Consider the following 19,702-nt stretch of genomic DNA (forward strand, 5'->3'; position numbering starts at 1 on the left):
CGGTGAACCCCATAAATGGTGTATCACATATAGGATGCTGAGCAAGTTATATTAAAAGAAAAAAGATGGTTTAAAGCAAAAAGGAAATATTTATTAACTTTAGAGAACTGGACTAAGGCTTTTCATAGGACACGTTGTTGCCTACAGTACTTCATTTTTTTATTATTTCAGTTCTGTGATTTATTCCCCAGTCTATAACCTCTCCGATTAAATTATCTAAAGTTTTTCCATGTTCGGTTAAAGTATATTCAACTGTGATTGGCTTCGTGTTTTTTATTGTTCGAGTTATAAGTTTGTTTAACTCTAATTCTTGTAAATCACTGGATAGTTTTTTTGCTGCGATTCCGTTTATCGCTCTTTTTAGTTCCATAAATCTCATCGTACCACCACGAAGTAAAGTACCTATTATCTGTATTTTCCATTTGCCAGATAATAGTTCCATTGTATCACTAATGGCTCGTAGTTGTTTTACACACTCTGCTGATAGAGGTTCTTTAGGTTGTATTTTCATGTTTAATAGTTTCTTTTAGGAAATTACTTTCTTTTTTAGATTTAGTATCAAAAGTAAACTATATTGTTTAGTTTTGTGATATTAAAATCAAATTTTATTATGAATACTAAAGTTTTTTTAACAATTCACGGAATAATTTATGCTGTTTTTGGGTTAGGATTATTTTTTATTCCGAGTTTATTGTGGCCTAACTACGGTTTAGAACTTAATGATAAATACGCTGTTTTTCTATCACAGCATACAACAATATTTTTAGGAGGAATTGCCATCATTAGTTTGTTATTTAGAGATGTAGAAGAGAAAAGCATTTATGCAAAAAAAATCTTAACAGGCTTATTATGGACAAATATTTTAGGCATAATTATAACACTCTATGCTATTTCTGAGAGAATCTTTTACGGGTTTGGATGGTCAGACCCTGCCTTTTTTGCCTTACTGTCTATCTTAAGCTATTTAAAATTGAAACAGAATCAATAATATTTAAAACTATTTATAATGAGTACACAAAAAATTTGGGATTTGCATTTAAAGTATGATGGCCCAGTTACACAAGAATTTATGGATGGAAATAAGCAATTGGCTGCAAGTATCGCAGAAGAAGAAGGAATCATATGGAAAATATGGACATATGAGGAAGGTACAAACCATTATGGATCAACTTACTTGTTTAAAAATCTTGATTATCTAGAAAAGTATCGAGAGATGCATGTCAAGAGGTTAAATGCCATTGGGATAACAGATATTACTGACTATATTTTTGACATTTTTGAAGATTTGAGTAAAATTGATAATGCTCCGATTGGTTAAGAAAACCATAATTTATAATTGCGTCTCAAGAGTTAATTTCCTTACTCTTTGAGACTCTTTTTTTATTTTAAACAGTAAATTTAATTGGTTTTCTTGTATTGTACACAACGCTAAATATATGAATCGGAGCAAGGCAAGCAAGCCTGAACCAATTAATCTATCTGCGTATTTTTATTTCTTATTCAATTTATAAAAATCTAGCGCTATTGCAAAAATTAGATGACCTTTCGGTCATTATCCAACTTTGCTCTGATTTTATATATAATGTTGTGTACAGGCTTTTAGTTTTTCAGATAAATATTATTATGCGCCCAAAGAACTTCATCCTTCGGGGTTATTTCCTCATATTTACTTTTTACAAATCTACTTGAAATCACCTGTGGTTTTTCGTAAGGAACACTAATATCAGAATATGGGCCAACTATTCCGATCATCCATCCACACTTCGCAACATAAGAAGGTTCATAAACTTTAAATTTATATGTATGATAATAGAGTCGATTTCCATTATTGTCAATATTGATTTTTTCAATATGCTCTATTTCGTCTGGAACTTTTTCTAAATCTCCTGGAAAATCTAACCAATTAACCAAATTAGTTTCTGCTCCCTTTTCTATAGTATTATACTCTTTTGGAAATAAATCAATTCTGTTATACTCTTTAAGAAGTTGATATGTAATTTCTCTGGTTTTACTATCAAATGCATATTTTATTAATAAACTAGATTCAGGTATTTCTCCTTTAGCTATTTTTTTAAATAATGGTCTTATAATATCAAACTTAACTTTGTCTTTCGGTAAATTTGAAATCCTGTAAAAGTTAAAAGCATTTTTATAAATGACAAAACCAATGAGAATTAGGACAATTATTCCAAAAATTAATTGAAAGTTTTCCATTTTGTATATGCTTGTATACAACAATTGTATATAATCACCTAGGTAATTAATATATATTACGTTACTAAAATCAAAAATATATCCATACGATAACTATGGTTTTTCATAACTATCGTCAATTTTTTCTACAAGAGTTGATCCATTTTGATAAGTTCTAAGCACCAATTGAATGCCTAACTTATCCAATTATTTAAACTGTTTTGTTTTTCCAGCCTCTTTTTTCAATACTCCGTATATTTAAAGTGTTTTTTATAGATTCTAGATATGCTGCAAGGCTTTTCAGTTCTGAATCATTTTGATCCCCTTCAAAAGCGCTTACATAAATTGCATTTCCGTAATTGTCTTTAGTTTTTTCGGGAGAATCATCAATCATTAATATCTGCTCTATAGAAAATCCTTTCTTTTTGACTTTTTTGAGGCGTTTTTCATGAACATATTCATCAAGTGTATAATCTCTTTTTGTAGTGCAACGAGTTCTTCCCCAAATAAATTCAAATTCAATACTTTCGGGTTTTATTGTATTCACTATTTCTTCAACGTATTGATCATCGGCAGACGACCAAACCGCCAATTTAAAATGAGAACTCATGGTTTCCAGAAACCATTCGAGATGTGGTCTTCTATAAATAAAATAATTTGCATACTGAAAATCAAAGTCAATTTCAAGTTTTTGTTCAGTAGCATGAATCAGAGTTTCATCTAAATCCAGTACTAATAATATTTTATTTTCAGTTTCCAAATTTGATTAACAGCTTAAAGAAATGGCACAATACCTATTTCTATTATTTCTTGAATATAAAAATAACAATATTCAGAAAAAAGGGGCGCTATTATTTTAGACTGATTAATTCAGTATAGACTTAGTTATCGTTATTTTTCATAACCTCTTGTAATTCTTTAATTTTCCAGTCTTTATTTTCTTTTATAAATAATTCAAACATAGCTGCATGACTTGCCCCAACCAAAACCATAATTCTTTGGTCAGACTCCAATGTTTTTTTTTGAATCAATGACCACATATACAGGTTTCTTTTGAACCATTCTGAAGTTAAAAGAGGTCCAGAAAAATCATTAGGACTTCCTGCTTGTAACATTAAGTTGTTATGAAAGTGATTAGAAAAACTACGTATTTCTGGACTATTAAGATAGTAGGTGAGTTCTGTAAGCGAAGCACCAGAATCAATTTGGTTATCAAACTCTACGGTAATTTTAGATATCGCATCTTCAATCTTCTTTTTTAGTTCAGATTGATTATTTTTTTGAATATCCTTCATCACATCCTCAAAAGGAAATGAAGTAGTGTAATCAATACTATATACCTTTTTTAGACGATTCTGTTTTGCAATTTTAAACGCCAACTGAAATATTTCATTCTTGCGATAAAAATCAGAAAGGCTATCGTTTTGAAAATACTGCCCTTTAGTATATAGCTGATATAAAGAATCTAATTCTTTTTGCTCATTATATGGCCATTCTACAAATATTTTGGTTGGATTGTATGCTGCGATACGTTTTGAAATTTCTTTTAGTTCTAGTTGAGATTCTTGGCTTAGAATGTCAAAAGATTTGGTTTTAGCAATGTCAGCGCCAGGGTTGTTATAATGAAATGTTCCAACAAGTAATACTTCTTTACTGTTTAAATTCTCGATGGGCTTTGTTTGTTCATTACCTTGCTCTTTTTTACAACTAAAAATTAAAAATACGAGTAATAATGTGATGTAGTTCTTCATAGTAAATTAAATATAGATGATATGTTGCATTTATGGGTTAGAATATGTGTGTTATTATATAAAGACGCTTAAATTTTTCAAAGGGTTGCCTGGCACGTTATTGTACTATAACCAACATACTAATATATGAGCCTTGCTTTTGCATGTGACACAAAAAGATCTGTTCAATTAAAGTTGAGGTTTATAAAACTTTCATTTTTTGTATTTCTGGCTACAGTATAACTTTTAAAATTGCAATGCTAAATAAATGGAGTGGTAACGAAAGAGATGAAGTGCTTTGCTTTTATACTTTTTTGTACCCTTTAGAATATCGGAAAATGAAATATGTGTTATGTTAAACATTATCCATAACATCAATTTTAATTGGAACTTCTATATCTATAATGGTGCCTCTGTGTACTCTAGAATCTATAGACAAAGTACCCGATATGTTTTGTAATCGACTTTTGATATTTTCTAGCCCTATGCCAGAAGTAGTTTGTCTGGTGTCAAAACCAATACCATTATCTTCGAACAATATATTTAACGTGTTTTCTGATAATGTTAACTGCAATTCTACCGAAGAAGCCTTGGCATGTTTAATTGTATTAGTGATCAACTCTTGAATGATTTTAAAAGTTTCTAACTGTATCAATTCATCAAGAAGATCTACTTTTTTTCTTGGGTAAACAGTAAAAGTCGTAATAAGTTTACTGGCATCTCCTATGCTGGTAAAATATTCTTCGATAACATCACAAAAGTTATTGTGGCTAAATTTTTTAGGAAGTAAGTTGTGAGAAAGATTACGAACCTGTTCATACGTATCATCTAATTGCAGATTAATAGTTCTTAGATAACCATTTTTTGTGTCATTTACGGCATTACTAAGGTGCAGTTTGATTGCAGCAAGGTTGCCACAAATACTGTCGTGCAATTCTTGCGCAATTCGTTTTCTTTCTTTGTCCTGACCATCAACAGAGGCTTTGATTACTTTTAATTCCTGTTCTTTGAGTATGGTTGAAATCTTTTGTTGACTTACTTCTTCTTGTTTTTTATTTAATTGGCTTTGTGTTTTAAGCTTTTGGTAATACATAATTAATAGACCAATAACTGGAATCAAAATGATGAGAAAAGAGTATAGAATAATATTTTTCAGACTTTTTTGTCTGGCCAGATTAGCTTCATTAATTTTCAATTCGGCTTGTTTAATTTCTTGATCTTTTTTTAGTAAGATATTTTCGTTCTCTGTTTGTTCGGCACTGCACTCTAAAGATAAAATTTGATTTTCGTTTTCCTTTTTCTCAATTTCTTGTTGAAGTCTTAAATTTCTAACAGTTTCATTCTGATTCGTCAATTCAAGTATGCGATTCGTATTTTCTATTTGAAGAAATTTAATCTCCTTTTCTTTTTGCGAAGTCTGATATTTTACTTCTAATTCATTGATTTCTTTGTCTTTTTGTAGTTTGCTTATAGAATCTTTTACCTGAAAGTATTGAGAAATATAATTAAAAGCATTTTTGTAATCAGATTGATGTAATGCAATTTCTTTGAGATTTTCGTAAATATAAAATTGTTGTTCTAAATACCCTAGTTTAACGGCTTCATCTAATGCCTTCAGATATATTGAATCAGCCTCTTTATATTTTTTTTGGTTAAGTAAAATATTTCCAATATCCATTCTTGATACTAGAGCTATTTGTAAAAAATCGTGTTTTTCGGATACTTCGATAGCTTTTTCATAAAGAGAAATGGCTTCTTCATATTTACCTTGGAACTGAGCATTAGAGGCTAGATTTTCTGTGATCACTGCTAAGGCCTTATGATCATTGTCCTTTTTGGCAAGTATTGATCCTTTTTGCAGATATTCTTCTGAACGCTCAAAATTCTGTAGTATTGAATAAATACCACCTATGTTAATATAGCTTCCATAAATTATTTGCTTATCTTCTTTATATTCAAGGCATTTTTTGAAATACTTCAATGATTTTTGGTAATCTCCAGTTTCTCTATACACTCTTGCCAAACCGTGCATATTAAGATAATAAACATATTTGTTATTATATTTTTCCGCAGCTTCTATACCTTTTAAGTTCCATTTTTTAGCTTTTTCAAATAGGCCTTTAGTTAGATGATTAATGGCTAATATATTATAGGCTGTTGATTGTACTCTAGTATGAATAGTGTCATTTTTTAGAGTATATTTTAAAGCTTTATTGACATAGAAAATAGAAGAATCTGTTAATGTTTTAGACATAAAATAACGACTTAACATTAGATTAATATTGATTAAGGCTCTTTTCGATTTTAGAGTTTTAAGTAACTTATGACTCATTGTATATCCCTTTATGTCACCTTTGTTTGTTAAGTTAAGTGCAGAATCGATAAGTGGCTTTTCTTGTTGATACATCTCTTGCTCATAAGATAGAGTAGTACTGTTAGTTTGTCCTAACATTAAGAATGGAATACTTAAAACGAAAAGGAATATGGGGCTAAAAAAATTCTGCATTAGTAAATATGTTGATTTTGTAAGTTTACAATTGTACTCTTTTTTAATGTTTTAAAAAAATAATGGAGAAAAGGGTATCTAGTTTTTAGATACCCTTTCTTTGCACAGGATTTATAATTAGTATCGATCAATTTCTAATCATAGAAATTTTAATACTACAAATTAACATCTGGGGCAAACATCAATATAGTCATATACTGTAGTGGTTTGATTAGCACAACCGGTTTTAGAAACCGTAAGTGTGACTTTTACACTACCTACACCAACATTAATACTTCTTCCAGTGCCATGATAAGTGTTATTTCTTTTAACTACTGTCCATGTATATGTAAAAGAACTATCGTAATTCTTGGCATAAGCAGTTCTACCAGCTACATCTATTCGTATAAACGAATTACTATTTAGAGGACAAGGTGGGGGATCATTAAATGTGAAATTTTGAGTCCTTGTCACTTCGGGGCAAATACTTATTGGGATCGTATTGTTGATTTTGTTTAATACAGATAAAGTGACCGTTGAGCTACCTTTGGGTATGGTAATACTTCTTCCTGCTGCATTAATGGTATTATCATCATTGATTACTTTCCATTCGTAAGTAAACCCTTCTGTGTAATTTAAGACTTGCACAACTCGATTGGCATCTACTTGCATTAAGGTGTCTGTATTATCAGGACATCGGGCATAAGAAGGTGCTTCGTGAAAGTATATTTCAGCATAATTTAAAGAAGATGTAATAAGCCCTATTGTTCCTTCTTCCAGGCCAGTTCTTTGGACTCTTACTCTTCTTGAGTTTGGATCTCCAAGAATTTTAAAACTTCCTTCTGTATACCATCTAAAATTACTTTCGTTTGTTTCAGCTATAACTACACTTTCAACAAACGGAATTGTTTTTCCTGCCTGAAAATCAATGATAACAGGTCCTTCATAACCCACAATCCCAAAAAGATTATTTGAAGCATTAATTCCTACCAATCCTTCTTCGATATTATCGAGTTCTTCGCCCATATAAACCTTTGAAGTTATTTCGGTTAATTCTTGATTTGTAGTATCAATACCCTGGTTATCATTCTTTTCACAGCTGCTAATAAGAATAGAAAAGAGTACAACTGATATCGTTCTGAAAATTGTTTTTCTCATTTTTAATTTTGTTTTATGAACCTAAGCCCGGTTTTGGAGTTGATCCATCAGGACATGTATTGCTGCATGAAACGGCAATAATTTCCAAATACCCATGTGACCCCATTACAATACATCCACAATCGTCACTAGAAGGAAGACCAATTCCTCCTTTGATAGATTTTTGTTGTGTTCTGCTGATTTGATGAGTGCCATCTAGATTCAAAATGTTTTTAATCATAATACTTGAGTTTTAATTAATAATTCAAAAATCGAAGATTGAGCCTGTGTGATTACATTGTTTAAAATGTGTTATTATTTCTACGTGAACTCAATAATAGATTCTTAGCAAATTTTGGGATTAAACTTTGAAAAGTACTCACACTATATGGTGAAATTATAATTTCACTGTTTTTGGGGATTATAAAGAATATAGCTAAATACAGCACTTTAACATAAATGAGATGTGAGAAGATTTATGTTGTTCTGAGCGTTTTTTTGGTAACGACTAAATTAATCCTTGTTGTATAGCATATTTAACTAAACCTACCATGTTTTTTGCACCAATTTTGCGCATTAGATTTTTTCTATGTGTATCTACGGTATTAATCGAAATATGTAATGTTTCTGCTATTTCCTGAGTGCTTTTTTCTTGCGAAATACACTTCAAAACATCCATTTCTCGAGGGCTTAGATTTACTTTTTCGTCCTTGATTTTTTTTGAAGAGAAAAGACTTTCATTGTGGATTTTTTGTACTTCTTCAGAAAAATATTTTTCTCCTTCAAAAACAGTATGTATAGCGTTTAGCAATTCTATTTTCCCGGTATTTTTTAATAAGTATCCTTCTACATTTTGATTTTTAGCCTTTTCGATCATGGATATTTTTCCATGAGAACTCGTAATGATTACTTTGATATCCGGATTTACTTTTTTTATTTCTTTTGTAAGTTCTAATCCGTCCATTTCTGGCATTTCAATATCTGTAATTAAAACATCGATAGTTAGTGATTTTAGCTTGGTTAGTGCTTCCTTTCCATCATTAGCAATGCCAACTATAGTGAAGTGAGGTATTTCATCAAGTATAGAAAAAATACCTTGCAAAAACATTTTGTGATCATCTGCCAAAAAAAGTTTTATTTCTCTCTCCATAATTATGAAGCAATCTTAATATTGTTTATTGAAACCATCAATGCAAAGGAAAAACAATTTTAAATAAAACACTTCACCCAAAACCGTGAGGTAGTTAAATTGGAAAAGCTAAGAAATTGTTTAGTCATAAATTTAAGGTATACACCGTAAAATAATACAGATAGCATATCAGAATAGGACATAATATGGATAAAACACCTTCTTTTAATCACTCCATCGGGATATTTATATTAACAATAACTCCCTGGCCTGGAGAGCTTGTTATTTCTAATTCACCTTTAAGCCCTTCTAATCGAGATCTTATATTTCTAAGTCCAATACCGTCTTTGTTCTTTGTTGTGTCAAAACCTTGTCCATTATCCTCAACCATAATATTAATATAATTCTCATGCTGTGTTAAGTTAACATATACTTCATTAGCATCGGCATGCTTGTTAATATTAGTAAGTAATTCTTGCACAATTCGATAAATCTCAACTTGATTCTTTTCTGATAGTTTATCTAGTTCTTCTCTTGGAAAAAATTCTGAATTAATTTTAGTTCCATCGATAGTTTTAAAATCTATTAATTGATGTATTAAACCAGTAAATGTATTTATATTGATTTCTTTAGGAACCAAATCATGAGAAATAGAACGTACTTCATGATACGTTTGATCGAGACGATCTGCTAATAATTGTACCTCGGTCGTTTGTTCTTCTAATCGAGAAAGTTGTAGTTTGATAGCCGCTAGATCTCCACTAATACTGTCGTGTAGATCTTTAGCGATACGCTCACGTTCTTTATTTTGTCCATTAAGCTGTGCTTTTAAAGTTTCTAGCTTCTGCTCTTCTAAAAGTTTTGCAATTTCTTGATGATTTAATTCTTCTTGTTTCTGCAGTAAAGCTTGTTGATTAAAAAGACGTTGTCTATATAAAAATGCAATGGCTCCCAACAAAATTGTTAAGAGAATACTACCCATTATAATTAGTAATTTTTGTTTTTTTTGTTGTGTAACAATCTCTTTTTGGTGTGCTATTTCGGCTTCTTTTTTTTCGAGGCTATATTTGGCTTCGATTTCAAGTATTTTTTTGTTTCGCTCTATGTTGTAAAAGCTATCCATTGCTCTAACAAATCGTCCTGCATAAATTCTGAAGTTTTTGATATCTCCCTTTTCTGCATAGGCTAATGCCAAATTATTAGCAACATTAGAGCGGTTTAAATAATTTTTAGTTTTTTCTACGATCTGTTCCGCTTCTTTTAAATATTCCAGCTTTTCATCATAATTTTTCTCTTTTGTAGCGATAACTGAAAGATTTGAAAGAATACCACTTAGTAAGTTTTGATAATTTGAACTCTTGGCTATTTCTTTAGCTTCAATCCAATATTGTTTGGTTTTTTTGTAATCACCAGTTTGATAATAAATAGCTCCTAAGTTGCTTAACGTATTACAACTGTTATAATTATCTTTAACTATTTTAAAAATGTCTAGACTTCGCAATAGATTATACTCGGCCTTCTCAAAATCATTATTTCTATAATGGATTAGTCCTAAAGAGTTATAGGCTGCGGCTAAAATATTATTCTCTTTAGAATTGTTGATGATTATTTTTAAATAATGTTCGGCTTTGCTATGATTGTCTAATTCTCTATATACTTCAGATAATTTAAAGTATAATTCATAAGTTAGGTTATGATTTTGCTCTTGATTTATTTTTTTTAGCGCTTCTAATATGAGTGTAACTACCTTGTCTTGATTTCCTCTACTGGTATTTAATTGGCTCATTTGTACTACTGAAAACCCAAATAATGTATCATTATCGATAGATCGGCTTAAATCCAATGCATTATCATAAGAATATAAAGCAGAATCTGATTTTGCAAGATTCTCATAAGCTACTCCTAATTTTAGATAGCTTTTTATTTTATAAATATCATTATTTTGCTTTATACTATACTGTAGCATTTTCTTGGCATGAACCAGTGCTTTTTTTGAAGATATATTTTCTAAACTATCGAACGAGGTTTCTAATGCTTTAAATAATTGGGTGGTATTGCCGTCGTGTTTCTGACCATGAGATTGATTCATGATCATCATAGTTAGAATCAAAACTAGAAAAATCCGCATGAGGTTTATATAAAGTGATTTTCACAAAGAACGTAAAAAATATTCTTTGAGAGCATCACATGAAAGGGGTATAATTCAATTTCACATAAAAAGGTTATGATAATGTTTTGATAAACAACAAGATTTGTGGTGGTTATTAATTTCGAAGGATTCGAAAACTGTAATCAAGTTAATTTTAAACCTCCACCTGCTTTATGAAACATTGTTATATCTTGTTTTTAGTATTCTTATTACCGTTTTCTTATGGTATTTTAGCTTCAGAAAACGCGATTTCTGTCCAAAATCAGGATAACAAATTGATCATTACTGAAATAAATAATGTTACCACAAATAAGTATCCAGTCCAGATAGGAAGACCTTTTGTTAAAGGAGAGATTACCGATTTTCCAGAGGCAGTTATTGATGGAACTACGATATTGACCCAGGCAGATGTAAAAAACAGATATGAAGATGGTAGTGTTAAATTTGCAATTATTTCTTTTTTAATTCCTACTCTTGAAGCTAATGCATCAGTAACAGTTACATTTCAAAATCAGGTTTCCGGACAAAATATTCCATTGACTAAACAGCAAATGTTAGATTCTTCTTATGACTTTGATGCAGTCATTGAACTTATTAATGGTGGAGTCGTCAATGCTTCTGCACGACAAATGTTACAAAACAATGATTATGTTTATTGGACTCAAGGACCTATTGCTACAACTGTTATAATAGCTGATCATTCGAATCAGGAAACTTCTTTGGGGCATGCAGTAAGTAAATATGATATTGGGTTTGATGGACACCGATCTTTTCGACCAATCTTTCAGGCTACATTTTGGCCTGGTATTCATAAGGTTATGGTTCGTTTTATTGGAGAGGTTTCTAATACTGAGTCTCTTCAAGATGTAGTGGTTAATGATATTATATTAAAAACAGGATTGACGAGCCCAACTATTCAATATGATCTGCCCATAACCAAATCACCCTTAAAAATGTATGTAGGATCGCGTTGGACGAAAAAATATTGGATTAATGGACAACCTTCTGACATTGTTATAAATCATAATTTGGAATATTTAATTAAAACTAAATATTTACCTAATTACGATGTGACAAAAACTATCGATTTCAATCGAATTACTAGTAATTATACTACGTGGTCATCTTCTAATGATATTTATGATCATGCCACCTGGCAAAGAGCTATGCCTACCACAGGCGGCAGAATGGAGATAGGTCCATATCCAACGATTACATCAGATTGGTTCTTTACCTGGACTAAAAAAGCAACAGATGTTGCTTATGGGCATGCTGATCTGGCTGCTGCTTGGCCGGTACATTTTCGTGAAGGAAATATAACTCGAGGAGGAGTAACACGATATTTTGATAGAGACAAAACTACCCAAGCCATAGGAAAACCAATATCGGTTATTGGAAGACCTACATTAATGGTTAATGGCACATATTATATCAATAATACTTCTGTAGGCACCAAAGCCATTGATTTTTTAAATATTGTTGGTGATTGGGCTTCAAATGCATATGATGCTGATGCAGTTGATTATCAACCATGGGTTCCCGATGCGGCACATACTCCTGATCCCTTTTCTGTACAATATATGCTAAGCGGAGATTATTTTTATTTAGAAGAATTATATTTTTGGGCTTCTTATCACTCCCTAAATGAAGCTCCTATTGCACCATGGGGTAGGGGATTAACAGGAGCTTATGGAGGAATACAAGGACAGATAAGAGGCGATGCGTGGGTTTTTAGAAACCGTATCAGAACAGCTTTATTAAGCCCAGATCATAGCCCCGAAAAAACATTATTTACCGATTTAATACATGATGCAATTGCACTGTGGGAAGGACAACGTAATGTAATTGGAAGCACGCATCAGAGTGATCCCATGTGGAACTGGGGTAATACTGTAGCAAAGACCCATGAACCCTCACCATTAAAACACTGGAATAATGGTACAAGTGCCAGGGCAACAGATCCATTAGATGTAACCAAAGTTTCTACAGGAACGGCACCTTGGGAACATGCTTTTCTCTTATTTGCTATTGGGCAAGCTCAAGAAATTGGGTATGCTGTTGAAGGAATTCGTGAATGGTTTGCTCCTTATATGATTGAACAAATGACCACATCAGGGTATAACCCTCACCTAATTGCCGCATATAGTGCTCCTGTACAAAATCAGAATGGCGAATTTTTTCAGGATTGGTTAAGTGCACAAGATGCATATCTAAGTGATTTCAATATAGAAGATCGTTTTAATACAACAATAAACTGGGGGTCTGATTCTTATCCACATTACGCCCTAGGAGCAATGGCTATGATAGCAGATTTACCTGGTGCAGGAGATGCTTGGACATGGATTCAAAGTAAGGTACTTTCTTCTACAGAAGGGAATCCAAAATGGGCTATTTTGCCAAGAAAAGTAGATAACACAATACCCGATACCGATGATAATGATGACGATGTAGTAGATAATGATAATGAAATAAGTAATGATAATGATACGGTACTAGAAGAAGATAAACCAGTTACAGAAGAAATAGCAAATACAATATATCCTATTCCAACAAATGGTACTTTGTTTATCAAAATTAATACTGTCAAAAAAGTGAATTTTAAGTTGTATACCCTTACAGGAAAACTGGTGTTTGAAAAAGACTTAGACCACGAAGTGAAAGAAATTCCAATTGATATTACGAGCTTAACCGATGGCTTTTATATTTTAAAAATCACTGCAAACAAAGAAAGCTATTCAAAAAAAATAGCCTTGTTTCACTGATTTAGAGAATGAGTTAGTTATTAGGAAATATGATATCAATTCACGTATTTTTAGAAAATAAAGATGTAGATCTCTAAATCTAACATATATAGTCTTTAAAAAAACTACAAATATGTATAACCTGAATAACAAAAAATTTATCCCAATAGAAAACAACAAGGGCCTGTCTTCTAACGAAACTATTTTTCGGTATTACCAAAATGGTAAAATAATTACTTGAAGATATAAAGGAGGAGCGATTATAGAAGGTTCAATCATTGGAAAACAAACAGGGACTAATACTATTGAATTGTTATTTCAATGCATTACTGATAATGGTGAGTTAAAATATGGAGAATCAAAGGGGATTATTACAAAAGATAGTTCAGGTAAATTACAATTGCAGTTTGTTTGGAACTGGTTAAATGGAGATCAAATAGACGGAACATCAGAATATATAGAATTAGCAGATGAAAATTGATGTTTTAAGTTCGGAAGATATGAATTCAACTATTCAAGATGAAGTAGTTAAACTATTTAAGCAATTAAGTCCTGATAAAAAGCAAATAGAACTTAAAGACATTCTAACAGATAAAAACCCAATCATTATTGCATATTGTAGAGATCAGGATAAAATTGTCGGGATAGCTTCTTTATGTATTTATAAGGTTATTTCTGGGTATAAAGGTTGGATTGAAGATGTCGTTGTAGATTCTAATTTAAGAGGGAAAGGAATTGGTAGAAAACTAATAGAAAAACTTTTAGAAATAGGTGAAGCAAAGAAATTGTCTGAAATCTTGTTATTTACTGAAGATCATAGAAAACCGGCAATAAATCTCTATAAAAATCTTGGGTTTATTGAAAAAAATAGTCAAATATACAATCTAAAATTATAGCTTAATTTATGATTGAGACTAGAATAGTAAATTATAGCATTATTAGTTTTTCTTTGTAGTCCTGTAATTGTAAGCATGCTAAAGTTTCTTTTTGTATACTGCATAAGAGGAACCGTTTTTAACATATTTTTAATAAATAGTGCTATTATCTCTTTTTTAAAAATTTCGTAGCTACTGTAAAATAAGGTTTTTTTAGATTACACTCCTTAAAATTAGATGTTAAGGAAATCTTAATTTATATTTGTTTTCCCAAATCTTTAAAAAACAAATATGAACTTTAGACAATTGCTGTTGTTTATTCCTATTGCAATATTGGCATCTTGCTCAGGAGAAGATAATGACTATACCGAAATTACGAATACCGGTACTCAAGCGGTATCAGAAGAAACTCTACAGATACTTAGTGGTACTTTTGGCGATAATATAAATCTAAATAATTTAGATAATTATGCTAATCAGATCACCCCTAATTATATTACAAAAGACAATTCTGCAACAAACCCAATTACTGATGTAAAAGCTACTTTGGGGCGTGTTTTGTTTTATGATAAAAATTTATCATCAAATAACACAATATCTTGTGCCAGTTGTCATCAACAAGCTTTTGCTTTTAGTGATAACAATAATGTGAGTACTGGAGTAAATGGTGTAACGGGTAGGCATAGTATGCGTTTAATTAATTCACGGTTTGCAAGAGAGACAAGATTCTTTTGGGATGAACGTGCGGCTACATTAGAAGAGCAAACAACACAACCTATACAAGATCATGCTGAGATGGGTTTTAGTGGTCAAAATGGAGACCCAACACTTGCCGATCTTTTAACAAAGCTTGAAGGAATTACATATTATCAAGAATTATTTCAATTTGCCTATGGCGATACCACAATATCTGAAGCACGATTACAAGAGAGTTTAGCACAGTTTATACGAAGTATTCAATCTTTTGATTCTAAGTACGATCTGGGAAGAATTGTGGCCCAAAATGATAATCAACCATTTACTAACTTTACAGATCAAGAAAATACAGGAAAAGACTTATTTTTTAGACCTCCTAATCAAAATGGGGCAGGGTGCGTTACTTGTCATGCAGCTCCAGAGTTTGATATTGATCCGCAGAGTTTAAATAACGGAATTATTGGAGTTTTTGGAGATGCTACAGCCACCGATGTAACGGTTACAAGAGCACCAACATTAAGAGATATTTTTAATAATGCAGGAATAATTAATGGAGCGTTAATGCATGATGCAAGTATGCCTTCTGTTGTTGATGCGCTGAATCACTATAATGATATTGATGCTACAGGAAACACAAATCTTGATAATCGATTGCGTGGAGGTCCTGGAGGTAATGGGCAAAATCTTAACTTGACTGCTGCTGATATTTTGGCGCTCGAAGCCTTTATTAAGACATTATCTGGGACTAGCGTGTATACAGATACTAAATGGAGTGATCCTTTTTTAAACTAATCACTATTACAATACGAATTTAATAAAAGTCAGTCTTGGAATACATTGCGATTAATATAAAGGGGGAAAACTATATATTAATCTCTATAAGAAGAGCCACTTTATCAAAAGAGTGGCTTTTTCTTTATTAGTTTTTCATGGTAGCAATAAAAACAACTTTTATAACTTTCTACCCTGGATTTATAAGTTTTTAATGGTGCTTAAGTATTTTAAACAAAACTCTGGATAACCTCTTCCTAGTTCTTCTTGATATGTTGAGGTAATTTTAAATATTCTATCCTCATATTCGAGATTACCATTTAGTTTATATTCAATGCCGCCATTTCCTCCATTTTCTTCAAAAATGAAATAATTTAATGTTGCTCCGCTATCAAAAGTGAAAGAGGTATTGTATTTGTTGTTTTTGGGGGCGGTTGCTTTTTTTATGCTAAATAGTTTCACACTTCTCCCTTTTGGATTCAAATTAATCAAGACCTCATTATTACTTTCGTCAAAGGAAGATTCTTGTGGGACCAGTATACTTATTTTCAATTCTTTCAATTCTAATTTGACAAGATTTTCTTTGCGTAATTCTTTGTCAAAATTGTGTTTGTTTGAATCACAATTTAAAAAGAGAAACATACATATTAATAAAGCTGCTTTTATCTTCATTTTGAATAATTCGTCAATATGTTAATTATTATGGAACAACATAAAAGATACTAAAAATAACCGCCTATTTAATTAAAACAAGAGTAGTAAATAAAAATTTTTGAGGTATGATCTACATACTATGTATTGAAAGATTTGTCAAAAGGTATATATGTCGTAAAGATGAGTTATGTTTTAAAAACAAAAAAGCCTTACAAAAGTAAGGCTTCCTGTGATCGCGACAGGATTCGAACCTGTGACCGTCTGCTTAGAAGGCAGATGCTCTATCCAGCTGAGCTACGCGACCGGATTGAACGATAGTAAAATACCCGGTGGGTGTTTTACAGTGAAGGGCCAGATGGTGTGTTGGCAAACCATTACTTTCCCTTATTCGTTTCATTCTGTCGGGGTGGCAGGATTCGAACCTGCGACCTCCGCGTCCCAAACGCGGCGCGATAACCGGGCTACGCTACACCCCGAAAACAAAAATGCGGAGAGACCGGGATTCGAACCCGGGCAGCACTTGCGCGCTGACAGATTAGCAATCTGCTCCATTACCACTCTGGCACCTCTCCAAAAATATTTGTTATGAACTTCGCACTAGTGTTTCAAATGCGGATGCAAATGTAGCTTTTATGTATCTACAATGCAACATTTTTTTAGCATTATTTTATATTTGATTTTAGCTTTTTTTTAAAAACTTGAAAATCAGTTTTTTCTCTACATTTTAATTTAGTTAAACCTTAAATCATATGATCAAAGAAACCTTAACTACTTCTTTTCATATATTTGTGTAATAATGACCTATTTATTATGTTATGTGTATGTATAAAAATACTTTAAATATGAATATTAGATATATTCTAATCTTTACGTTGCTGTTTAGCAACTTTATATTTGCCCAAAAACCTGTTTTACTCGATGATTTCACAATTAAAAATGGAGAAAAATATAAACGTATAAAAAGCATAAATACGTATCAGATTGCTTCAGGAGATAGACTTGTTTCTATTAAAAAGGGTAGAAAAGGAATGACCATACAACGTTATTCTTTAGAGGATCTTAAAGAGGATATAAAGAAAAGACAAGTCATAGAAGATAAAGGTGATTTTCAAACTGTTATGGAATTAAACGACAAGGCAGTTGTTTTTTATACTAAAGGAAATCGAGCGTATGGTCAAAAAATTTCGTTAACGGGTATTATCGCAGAAAAACCTATACAACTTATTAATGATAAGGAAAGTATGGCTAGAGATGTAGGTTTTAAAAGTACATACGGTTTTGATGCAGGTGGAAGAATCAATCAATTCGTATTTAAAAAATCTCCAGACGGAAGAAAACTATTAGTTTTATTTAGAATTAAGAATGCTGAGAGTAAAACCGATAAGATTGGTATTACAGTTTTTAGTGATGGTCTCAATATGTTATGGAGAAGAAAGGTAACCATGCCATATGCATCTGATAAAATGCAGTATGAAGATTTTGCTATTGATAATAAAGGAGTTTTCTATATGACGGCTTCAATTTTTAATGAGGCATCCCAGGAAAAAAACAAATTAGAAGCTACCTATCGTACCGAACTATTTAAAATAACTGAAGACGGGGGAGAGATCGTTAAAAACCAAATTGATATCCCCGGTAACTCTATTACCGATGCAGCGATAGAACTTAATAATGAAGGGGAAATTGCATTTTCTGGTTTTTATGCAAAGAATACAAATAAAAATGAAGTGTCTGGAGTGTTTTCTGCTACATTGGCTGGTGATGGATCTCTGGCGTCACTTGTCAAAAGTGATATACCTGCAGAAACATTACAAGACTTTGTGATTAAGCGAGAAGCACGCATCAATGAAGGAACACAAAAAGAGAATGACCTTTTGGATCTTGAAAAACTTAAGATTAATGATGTAGTTTTTAATACAGATGGAAGTACAACCTTATTTGGTGAGCAACGCTATGCTGAATCTTTTACGACCTCTAGTTCTTCGGGTTCCAGAACAACCTATAAATATTATTACAGAGATATTTTTGTGTTTAAACTCTCTTCTAAAGGAAGTATAGTATGGATGCATAAACTTCCAAAGTGGCAAATGGGTACTATTGGTAAAAGAAGTATGTCATACATTAATTTTGAAGATAAAGGCAAACATTACCTGTTTTTTATCGATGATTTTACCAACTTAAAACGTTCATTTGACGAAACTCCAACTCGTTATTTTGATGGCAAAAAAGAGTTTAATTATCTTACTGCATATGTTATTGATGATGCTACAGGAGAAACCACAAAAGAAGCTATTCTTACTGGTAGCGATATCAGAAATTCAAGATTAGATGTGTTAGAGCTTACTAAATCAGGAAGATTACCCAATAAGGATTTAATTTTAGAAGCTTATGATGGTAAGAAAAATAATTTATTGGTTAAAATCTCGTTGACTAAATAGAGCACAATATTAATGCTATTAACCCCATTTCTTAACTACTATTAATGAAAATCTTAACTATCCTACTAGTTTTTCTATCGACTACAACTACTACAAATGTAGTTAGCCTTGAAGAAATTCGAAGTTCGTATAAAATATGTAACGAATCCAAAGAAAAAGCCGAACAGTTTTACGACCTTACAAATAAAGCACTACAAAATAAAGGCGCTATTTATAAAGGTTATCATGGAGCAGCATTGGCGTTAAAAGCGTCGTATTCGTGGAACCCTTTTAGTAAGTTATCCTATTTTAATAAAGGAAAAAAAATGATTGATCAGGCTATTCAATTAGAACCCAATAATATAGAATTAAGGATGATTAGATTAAGTATTCAATCTAATGCTCCTAAGATTGCAGGGTATTATCAAAATATTGAAGAAGATAAAAAATTTATGCTGGATAATATTGAAAACGTTTCTGGCCAGGAATTAAAAAAATATGTAGAAGGGTATATATCACACTCTGACGTATTTGCAAAACCTTAATACTACCTGTACATCATTTAGATATTTTTTAATCAGAAATCCGTCAATTCGATTTCTATGACAAATTCAAGCGGTTTTGATAAAAAGTTTGATTTTTAATCAAAGCAAAAATGATGTGTATAATTTTGTTTCTTACAGCATTTAGTACACTCATTTTATTTTTACCTTCTTCTACTTTTC

Annotated in this window: 18 protein-coding genes and 3 tRNA genes; 8 read left to right on the plus strand and 13 right to left on the minus strand. The window is 31.5% G+C overall.

Features of this window, described 5'->3' with window-relative positions; genetic code table 11:
• Positions 1-151: 151 nt before the first annotated feature.
• On the minus strand, positions 152-511 hold the full coding sequence (locus tag JJQ60_RS21455; protein WP_201924673.1) for a winged helix-turn-helix transcriptional regulator: 360 nt from the start codon (positions 509-511) through the stop codon (positions 152-154).
• A gap of 99 nt (positions 512-610) precedes the next feature.
• On the opposite strand from JJQ60_RS21455, the gene JJQ60_RS21460 reads away from it, so the two are divergent.
• Positions 611-988 (plus strand): hypothetical protein, encoded by a 378-nt coding sequence (locus tag JJQ60_RS21460; protein ID WP_201924675.1) that lies wholly within the window; start codon positions 611-613, stop codon positions 986-988.
• An 18-nt stretch (positions 989-1,006) separates the two neighbouring features.
• On the plus strand, positions 1,007-1,318 hold the full coding sequence (locus tag JJQ60_RS21465; protein ID WP_201924677.1) for a monooxygenase: 312 nt from the start codon (positions 1,007-1,009) through the stop codon (positions 1,316-1,318).
• 281 nt (positions 1,319-1,599) lie between these two features.
• Here the strand turns inward: JJQ60_RS21465 and JJQ60_RS21470 are convergent, their stop codons facing one another.
• From JJQ60_RS21470 to JJQ60_RS21505, 8 genes are all read right to left on the minus strand, one after another.
• On the minus strand, positions 1,600-2,214 hold the full coding sequence (locus tag JJQ60_RS21470) for a hypothetical protein (RefSeq protein ID WP_201924680.1): 615 nt from the start codon (positions 2,212-2,214) through the stop codon (positions 1,600-1,602).
• 190 nt (positions 2,215-2,404) lie between these two features.
• Positions 2,405-2,953 (minus strand): NIF family HAD-type phosphatase, encoded by a 549-nt coding sequence (locus tag JJQ60_RS21475; protein WP_201924681.1) that lies wholly within the window; start codon positions 2,951-2,953, stop codon positions 2,405-2,407.
• A 121-nt stretch (positions 2,954-3,074) separates the two neighbouring features.
• Positions 3,075-3,944: a DUF5694 domain-containing protein gene (locus tag JJQ60_RS21480; protein WP_201924682.1), complete on the minus strand. Its 870-nt coding sequence runs from the start codon at positions 3,942-3,944 to the stop codon at positions 3,075-3,077.
• A gap of 334 nt (positions 3,945-4,278) precedes the next feature.
• Positions 4,279-6,375: a tetratricopeptide repeat-containing sensor histidine kinase gene (locus JJQ60_RS21485; RefSeq protein ID WP_201924683.1), complete on the minus strand. Its 2,097-nt coding sequence runs from the start codon at positions 6,373-6,375 to the stop codon at positions 4,279-4,281.
• Positions 6,376-6,591: 216 nt separating this feature from the next.
• The gene (locus JJQ60_RS21490; RefSeq protein ID WP_201924684.1) at positions 6,592-7,566 is read right to left on the minus strand and encodes a hypothetical protein; all 975 of its coding nucleotides are present in this window, start codon (positions 7,564-7,566) and stop codon (positions 6,592-6,594) included.
• 13 nt (positions 7,567-7,579) lie between these two features.
• Positions 7,580-7,786, minus strand: a complete 207-nt coding sequence (locus JJQ60_RS21495) for a hypothetical protein (RefSeq protein WP_201924685.1) — start codon at positions 7,784-7,786, stop codon at positions 7,580-7,582.
• A 267-nt stretch (positions 7,787-8,053) separates the two neighbouring features.
• Positions 8,054-8,695, minus strand: a complete 642-nt coding sequence (locus JJQ60_RS21500; RefSeq protein ID WP_201924687.1) for a response regulator transcription factor — start codon at positions 8,693-8,695, stop codon at positions 8,054-8,056.
• A gap of 208 nt (positions 8,696-8,903) precedes the next feature.
• The gene (locus JJQ60_RS21505; protein WP_201924689.1) at positions 8,904-10,802 is read right to left on the minus strand and encodes a tetratricopeptide repeat-containing sensor histidine kinase; all 1,899 of its coding nucleotides are present in this window, start codon (positions 10,800-10,802) and stop codon (positions 8,904-8,906) included.
• A gap of 194 nt (positions 10,803-10,996) precedes the next feature.
• Between JJQ60_RS21505 and JJQ60_RS21510 the strand changes: the two genes are divergently transcribed.
• The 4 genes from JJQ60_RS21510 to JJQ60_RS21525 all read left to right on the plus strand — a co-directional run bounded on the left by JJQ60_RS21510 (position 10,997) and on the right by JJQ60_RS21525 (position 15,927).
• Complete coding sequence (locus JJQ60_RS21510; protein WP_201924690.1) at positions 10,997-13,585, plus strand: T9SS type A sorting domain-containing protein; 2,589 nt, start codon at positions 10,997-10,999, stop codon at positions 13,583-13,585.
• 289 nt (positions 13,586-13,874) lie between these two features.
• A complete protein-coding gene (locus tag JJQ60_RS22155) occupies positions 13,875-14,045 on the plus strand; it encodes a hypothetical protein (protein ID WP_236669193.1) in 171 nt (56 codons plus the stop codon).
• Between the two features lie 19 nt (positions 14,046-14,064).
• Positions 14,065-14,460 carry a GNAT family N-acetyltransferase gene (locus JJQ60_RS21520; RefSeq protein WP_236669194.1) on the plus strand — a complete coding sequence of 132 codons (396 nt, stop codon included), beginning with the start codon at positions 14,065-14,067 and terminating at the stop codon, positions 14,458-14,460.
• A gap of 270 nt (positions 14,461-14,730) precedes the next feature.
• A complete protein-coding gene (locus tag JJQ60_RS21525; protein WP_201924692.1) occupies positions 14,731-15,927 on the plus strand; it encodes a cytochrome-c peroxidase in 1,197 nt (398 codons plus the stop codon).
• Between the two features lie 180 nt (positions 15,928-16,107).
• Here the strand turns inward: JJQ60_RS21525 and JJQ60_RS21530 are convergent, their stop codons facing one another.
• The 4 genes from JJQ60_RS21530 to JJQ60_RS21545 form a co-directional block, all read right to left on the minus strand.
• Complete coding sequence (locus JJQ60_RS21530; protein ID WP_201924693.1) at positions 16,108-16,578, minus strand: hypothetical protein; 471 nt, start codon at positions 16,576-16,578, stop codon at positions 16,108-16,110.
• 212 nt (positions 16,579-16,790) lie between these two features.
• Positions 16,791-16,864 (minus strand) — tRNA-Arg (locus tag JJQ60_RS21535).
• Between the two features lie 97 nt (positions 16,865-16,961).
• Positions 16,962-17,036: transfer RNA gene (locus tag JJQ60_RS21540), tRNA-Pro, on the minus strand.
• 12 nt (positions 17,037-17,048) lie between these two features.
• Positions 17,049-17,132 (minus strand) — tRNA-Ser (locus JJQ60_RS21545).
• Between the two features lie 270 nt (positions 17,133-17,402).
• Here JJQ60_RS21545 and JJQ60_RS21550 point away from each other — a divergent pair.
• Positions 17,403-18,998 carry a hypothetical protein gene (locus tag JJQ60_RS21550; RefSeq protein ID WP_201924694.1) on the plus strand — a complete coding sequence of 532 codons (1,596 nt, stop codon included), beginning with the start codon at positions 17,403-17,405 and terminating at the stop codon, positions 18,996-18,998.
• A gap of 44 nt (positions 18,999-19,042) precedes the next feature.
• Positions 19,043-19,522 (plus strand): hypothetical protein, encoded by a 480-nt coding sequence (locus JJQ60_RS21555; protein WP_201924695.1) that lies wholly within the window; start codon positions 19,043-19,045, stop codon positions 19,520-19,522.
• Positions 19,523-19,702: the final 180 nt, after the last annotated feature.

The organism is Aquimarina mytili (genome assembly GCF_016735115.1).
Classification (GTDB): Bacteria; Bacteroidota; Bacteroidia; order Flavobacteriales; family Flavobacteriaceae; genus Aquimarina; species Aquimarina mytili.